Origin of the sequence: Kaistella sp. (assembly GCF_041824135.1) — a bacterium.
GTDB lineage: Bacteria > Bacteroidota > Bacteroidia > Flavobacteriales > Weeksellaceae > Kaistella.
On record NZ_JBGZYM010000112.1, the window covers coordinates 1 to 6,201 of the forward strand.

The following is a 6,201-nucleotide window of genomic DNA, read 5'->3' on the forward strand; positions in this document are numbered from 1 at the left end:
ATCTTTGTGAAACAATCAACACAAAAAACATTGTCCGACAAATGTCGGATTATTTTTTTATACTAACGTTAAATATTAGAAATTATGGCAAGTTACGTGACCAAAGTAGGTTTAGATAAAATGAAAGCTGAATTGGAACAACTGGAAACCATTGAAAGACCAAAAATCACCGTGCAGATCGCGGAGGCAAGAGATAAGGGCGATCTTTCTGAAAATGCAGAATACGATGCAGCAAAGGAAGCCCAGGGAATGTTAGAGATGAAAATTTCTAAATTGAAGAACCTTATCGTTAACGGAAAAGTGATCGACGAGACGCAATTAGATACTTCTAAAGTTTCTATTTTGACTACGGTTCGTCTTAAAAATAAGACCACAAAAGGGGAGCAAATATTTACTTTGGTTCCAGATAATGAAAGCGATTTAAAAGCAGGAAAAATTTCTGTGAATACACCTATCGCAAAAGGATTGCTTGGAAAAGTAGTTGGTGACAGTGCAGAAATTCTTTTGCCAAACGGAAACCAACTTTCATTTGAAGTATTAGAAATCTACCTGGCTTAAATACGATTAAAAATACATAATACTATATATCTTAAAGTGAGTTCCAAAACTTTAGCGGTTTTTTAACATCGTTCTTTCCTAAGATTTTGTAAATTTGCACCCTCGCATTCGCGTGGGTTTTTAATTTAAATACAATCATCATGGCTTCTATTTTTACAAAAATTGTACAGGGCGAAATTCCGTCTTACACAATTGCAGAGGACGATCAGCACCTGGCTTTCTTAGATATGATGCCTTTGGTCAAAGGTCATTGTTTGGTAATTCCTAAACAGGAAGTTGATCTTATTTTTGACTTAGAAAATGAAGATTTTAAAAATCTTTGGAGCTTTGCACAAACCATTGCCAGAAAAATGGAAAAAGCATTCCCCGAGCGAAGAATCGCTGTTGCGGTTGTTGGCTTAGAAGTTCCTCACGCCCATATTCACTTGATTCCAATTACGAAAATGGACGATATGAATTTTAAAAACGAACGCTTGAAATTTGCTGATGAAGAGTATCGGGAAATTCAAAAACTTATCATCAATTCTTAAACATTAATTTTTGTCAGAGTCATAAACTTTGACAAAGTTTTTTACAACTTATTCTTAATTACACCTAATATATGAATTCAAACCAATGCTCTTTTTGTGGAAAAAAACGAAATGAAGTTCAAATGCTTATTTCCGGGAATGACGGTTTTATTTGCGAAGAATGCATCGAACAAGCTCACGGAATCGTAAAAGAAACCAGCGCATCCACAGGTTCAGCTTCTACAGAAACCATGGAGGATTTAAAAAAGCCTAAAGAGATCAAAGAATTTTTAGATCAATATGTTATTGGTCAGGATCAGGCAAAAAAGCAATTGTCTGTGGCTGTTTATAATCACTACAAAAGATTATTACATGCAAAAGACGAAAATCGGGAGGTAGAGATTGAAAAGTCAAATGTTATCATGATCGGTGAGACCGGTACAGGAAAAACGCTTTTGGCAAAATCTATTGCAAGAGAATTAAATGTCCCTTTTTGTATTGTAGACGCTACAATTCTAACAGAAGCTGGATATGTAGGAGAAGATGTAGAAAGTATCTTATCGCGACTTTTGATGGTGGCTGATTACGATGTGGAAAAAGCAGAAAAAGGAATTGTCTTTATTGATGAAATCGACAAAATTGCGCGCAAGTCTGATAACCCAAGTATTACAAGAGATGTATCTGGAGAAGGAGTACAACAAGGTTTATTAAAGTTGTTAGAAGGAAGTATTGTTAATGTTCCACCGCAAGGAGGAAGAAAGCACCCAGACCAAAAATATATTCAGGTTAATACTCAAAATATTCTGTTTATTGCAGGTGGTGCATTTGATGGAATTAAAGAAATTATTGAAAGAAGACTGAACAAACAGGCGATCGGTTTCAGTGCTGAAAAGTTAAATAAAATAGAGGAAGAAGAATATATCTTGAAGCAATTGAACGCAATTGATCTACGTAAATTTGGATTAATTCCTGAATTGCTAGGCCGATTTCCAATCATTACGTACTTGGATAAATTGACCAAGGAAACGATGATCCGAATTATGAAAGAACCAAAAAACTCGATTGTCAATCAGTTTATAGAATTGTTTAAGATGGATGGTGTTGACTTAAAATTCACAGATGACGGACTGGAAAGTATCGTGGAAGAGACTATGGATAAGGGACTTGGAGCCAGAGGACTTCGAGGTACAACTGAAAAAGTTTTGGAAGATTATATGTTTAATATCGCTGCTCAAAAGAAAGTTGTCATTACCCGTAAAAACACCCATTTTTGACATTTTCAGAGGCAATCACTTTGATAGATATAAAAAATAACTATCTTTGTAACCAGTTCTATTGTGAACTTGCATTACTTTTTAGAAACACAAAACACATATTATAATGAAAAGAAATCTATTAACGTTAGGTCTTTTGGCTTTAAACTTGTCACTCGGTGCACAAGTTTTATGTCATGTAGACAATGGAGGCATCTTCTTTGTTGGAGAGAATGCTTTGGTATTCAACGGTGGCGGCGTTCAGACCAAAGGTAATGGTATCTATGATATCAAAGGGAATGTAATGATTGAAGGGAACGGCAGCGCAGTGTTGAAAACATTAAATACTTCAGGTGGCGATAAAACAGATGGCGGAAACTTTATTCTTAGGCTAAATTCGCCAACAACTGCAGCCACGTCAACATATGGTCAATTGTATATTAATGGTTTAGCGCAGGGTAATATGACAGCGATTATTGATAAAGAATATCGCACTCGTAAGCACGGAACTTACCAACAGATAGCAATTCCATTCTATAATAAAACACTCTCCAGTTTTTCAGGTTCTACCTCTACTATGGGTACACTAGGAAAGACATTTTCTAATACTAGATATTCCAAAAATGAAATTTTAACGTGGAATAATACAACTGCTGTTTCAGACAACTTAAATGTATCATCCGTAACTCCAAAAAGTACTACCTACTATATGTTAGGCTCGAATAACTTCGATTCTGATACTCCACCAAGTGCAATGCCGTCAAATCCTGATCCTTCGGATCCCAATTTTGGTACGAATCCAAATAGAAAAGGGGTGGTTTATACATTAAGAGGGCAACCTTTCACAAATGGAGTGGCCGAACTACTACGTAATGCTGGTAATGGTATCAATTTCGGAACAGGTGGTAACGCCACAAACTCCTACAATGAGAGATACAATACGTATCACGGTGATGATTGGGATGCTACACTTATTCCGTCAAATCCATGGTCTGCAGTAACTTATGGCAGAAATATTTACCAATTTGGTAATCCTTATTTTACCAATTTGGATTTAAGCTTCATTGGTGTTGCAGAAAGCGGGTCTACTACGGATAATAATGTAATTACGTCAATACAAGGTATTCGATATGATCCAGGAGTAGTAGTTACCACACCAAACATCGGGACTTATTCTGTAGGCGCGCAAGTTCTAAATTTTACTGCAGGAATGCCTGTGCCAGTTGGTGATATAGGATTAATTATTAAACCTATGCAAACCTTTGTTGTGAAACTTAGAGATAATGATCCACAAGTTGGAACTGATAAGACTTTATCATTCGATAATCTAAGAAGATTTAAAAACACCGCAAGGATTTCTGGTACTGATTATTCTGTTACTGCTGCAAGATATTCTAAAGAAAATAATGGAACTGTAAAACAGCTGGGTGTTATTGCATTAGATGAAAACGGTCAGGAATTGGGCAGAACCTATTTCGTAGTTTATCCTTCTGCGACCTCGGGTCAAACTTCTAATGCTACTGTTCAATCGGTTTTAGATAATCAAAGCATTATTGGTACTTATGAAGAAGATCCAATCAATGGCGGGTATGACATGAGTACTTTTAATTCATATTGGCTTTATATTAATGAAGCAAATGAAACTGATTTTAAAGGAAAATCGATTCCATTAACTTTATATAATGCTGGAATAAAATCATTGAAATTCGAAGTTAGAGAAAATACTGAACTTATTGAAAATCAATTGCACGAGTTGACAACTGGTATTGGATTTTATTATAAAGCACAAAATGGTCAAGTGAATGAAATTTTGCAGAATCAGGTTATTCCTGTTGCAGGTGACCAGTATAGTCTTTATTACGGGAAACCAGCAATAGTTTTAGGTGCTGGTGAGACGTATAAACCTAATAGAACAAGAGTAATATATAGTCAAGCAATTGATGGTTTCTTAGTTAAATTCGATCCTAATTGGAAGACAGCAGACGTACAAGTGTATGATATGAGTGGGAAATTAATTATTTCACAGAAAAACATCACTACAAATAAAGATTTTGATATCAACTTAGCGAAATCGAATAGTGCGTACATCGTTACAGCAGTGTCTGAAAATGGTGAGAAAATTAGTTCGAAAATTATAAGATAATATATAAAAAAGCACGATTATGAAACTTCTCAATAAAACTTTACTTTTTGCATTTCTTATTATAGGTTCATTTCTAGGAGCGCAAGGACCACCACCTCCGCCGGAAGGTAGACCGGGAGGAGTAGGACCTGGCGAACCAGCTTCGCCTATTGATATGTATGTTTATATTTTAGCCATTGCAGCGATTTTATTTATCGTTCTGTACGTTAAAAGAATACAGCAAAAACAGACGGTTTAAATATTACCCAATAATACTAAGAACTCATTGAGAAATCAATGAGTTTTTTTATATTTACATTATGAAGAAAATAACTTTTATGTTGAGTGTATTGGTGGTCAATACTTATATGGCACAATTTAAAATTACGGTAGATGCACCGCAATCATTTACACCGAAAGAGGTGTATGTCTACACGCTGAGCGGATCTAAAGATGTCCTTAACAGCAAAGAAGTAAAAAAAGGAAACTCGTGGCAGGTTAAAATAGATAAGCCTTACACTGGAATGATGAAATTATACTTTCCGGAGACAAATACATCGATCAATTTTATTTCAGAGAATAAAGATGTGAAGATGAAGTTTGAAACCGAGAATGATAAAGTGGTCAATATCGATTATTTGGATGAAGCCAATTATATTATGAATCAAATGCAGGATATTCAGCAGAAGAAAGAATATATTTTGCCCGCATTATATCAAATTAAAGAATATTATAAAACGAAAAGTGATTTCAGTACTGCACTTAACAATGAGGTGCTTCGTCTTTCAAACGCTACTCCAAATATGAGTAACTTTCCGTTTGTTAGTTTTTATAATACCAACTATACACGGTTTTTAGAAAAGAGTGCCACCAAGAAACCAATCACTCATGATGAGATCATTGATTTTTTAAATAAATCCAATGAGATGCTCGAAGGTTCATCGCTGATGAGACCAGTTCTCGTGGCTTACTTAAATGCTGGCTCCAGTGCGAATGTATCAGCAGACGTTGATAAGCTGCTGAAGGTCGTCAATGTAGAAACTCCACGCGGACAAACAGTGCTTTCTGAGCTTATTGAGATCTTTGATACCTACGGAATGCAGGATTTAAAAGATAAATATCTGACCGAAGCCAAGAGTTTAAAATGTACCATCAATGAGCGTTTAACAAAAACTATTGCTACCAATATGAATACGGAGATTGGCGCCACGATTCCTAATTACGTTTTCAATAGTGCTACCAATACAAAAGCGAAATCAATCTACGATATAAAGGCAGATAAGAAAGTTATTATCTTCTGGGCATCTACCTGTTCGCACTGCGAAACCGATTTACCGAAGATAATTGAGAAATATAAGGCCATTAAAGGACTCAATGCAGAAGTTATTGCATTTTCTTTAGACAGTGATCGGGCTGCATACGAAAGTAAGGTGAAGATGTTACCTTGGGTCAATGATTCAGAATTGAAAGGTTGGAACAGTTCATTTTCAGAGACTTATAATATACGTGCGACACCCAGCTATTTTGTTTTAGACAGCAATAATAAAATCATTGCCAAACCAGATCATGCTGCAGATGTAATTTCTTACTTAAAGTTAAATTAATTTTTGCTACCTCGTAAAATATATTTATATTTGCACCACCTTAAAAAAGGCGAGGTAGCTCAGTTGGTTAGAGCGCAGGATTCATAACCCTGAGGTCACGGGTTCAATTCCCGTCTTCGCTACAAACAATTCTGTAAATCAGTGATTTACGTATA

Annotated in this window: 6 protein-coding genes and 1 tRNA gene; all 7 read left to right on the forward strand. The window is 35.6% G+C overall.

Going from position 1 to position 6,201, the window contains the following annotated elements; genetic code table 11:
- Window positions 1–84 precede the first annotated feature (84 nt).
- The 7 genes from greA (at window position 85) to ACEYOS_RS14090 (ending at window position 6,168) form a co-directional block, all read left to right on the forward strand.
- Window positions 85–558, forward strand: a complete 474-nt coding sequence (greA, locus tag ACEYOS_RS14060; RefSeq protein WP_373709932.1) for a transcription elongation factor GreA — start codon at window positions 85–87, stop codon at window positions 556–558.
- Between the two features lie 140 nt (window positions 559–698).
- Entirely contained in the window at window positions 699–1,088 is a 390-nt protein-coding gene (locus ACEYOS_RS14065) for an HIT family protein (RefSeq protein ID WP_373709933.1), read from the forward strand.
- 71 nt (window positions 1,089–1,159) lie between these two features.
- Window positions 1,160–2,341 carry an ATP-dependent Clp protease ATP-binding subunit ClpX gene (gene clpX, locus ACEYOS_RS14070; protein WP_373709934.1) on the forward strand — a complete coding sequence of 394 codons (1,182 nt, stop codon included), beginning with the start codon at window positions 1,160–1,162 and terminating at the stop codon, window positions 2,339–2,341.
- A 106-nt stretch (window positions 2,342–2,447) separates the two neighbouring features.
- Window positions 2,448–4,463 (forward strand): T9SS sorting signal type C domain-containing protein, encoded by a 2,016-nt coding sequence (locus tag ACEYOS_RS14075; RefSeq protein WP_373709935.1) that lies wholly within the window; start codon window positions 2,448–2,450, stop codon window positions 4,461–4,463.
- Window positions 4,464–4,482: 19 nt separating this feature from the next.
- Window positions 4,483–4,701 (forward strand): signal peptidase, encoded by a 219-nt coding sequence (locus ACEYOS_RS14080; RefSeq protein ID WP_373709936.1) that lies wholly within the window; start codon window positions 4,483–4,485, stop codon window positions 4,699–4,701.
- A 61-nt stretch (window positions 4,702–4,762) separates the two neighbouring features.
- Window positions 4,763–6,046: a peroxiredoxin family protein gene (locus ACEYOS_RS14085; RefSeq protein WP_373709937.1), complete on the forward strand. Its 1,284-nt coding sequence runs from the start codon at window positions 4,763–4,765 to the stop codon at window positions 6,044–6,046.
- Window positions 6,047–6,094: 48 nt separating this feature from the next.
- Window positions 6,095–6,168: transfer RNA gene (locus ACEYOS_RS14090), tRNA-Met, on the forward strand.
- Window positions 6,169–6,201 lie beyond the last annotated feature (33 nt).

Bases quoted from the DNA above. Each gene is read 5' to 3' on its own strand.
- clpX (WP_373709934.1), top strand. From the start codon at position 1,160: ATGAATTCAAACCAATGCTCTTTTTGTGGAAAAAAACGAAATGAAGTT.
- ACEYOS_RS14065 (WP_373709933.1), top strand. From the start codon at position 699: ATGGCTTCTATTTTTACAAAAATTGTACAGGGCGAAATTCCGTCTTAC.
- ACEYOS_RS14085 (WP_373709937.1), top strand. From the start codon at position 4,763: ATGAAGAAAATAACTTTTATGTTGAGTGTATTGGTGGTCAATACTTAT.
- greA (WP_373709932.1), top strand. From the start codon at position 85: ATGGCAAGTTACGTGACCAAAGTAGGTTTAGATAAAATGAAAGCTGAA.
- ACEYOS_RS14080 (WP_373709936.1), top strand. From the start codon at position 4,483: ATGAAACTTCTCAATAAAACTTTACTTTTTGCATTTCTTATTATAGGT.
- ACEYOS_RS14075 (WP_373709935.1), top strand. From the start codon at position 2,448: ATGAAAAGAAATCTATTAACGTTAGGTCTTTTGGCTTTAAACTTGTCA.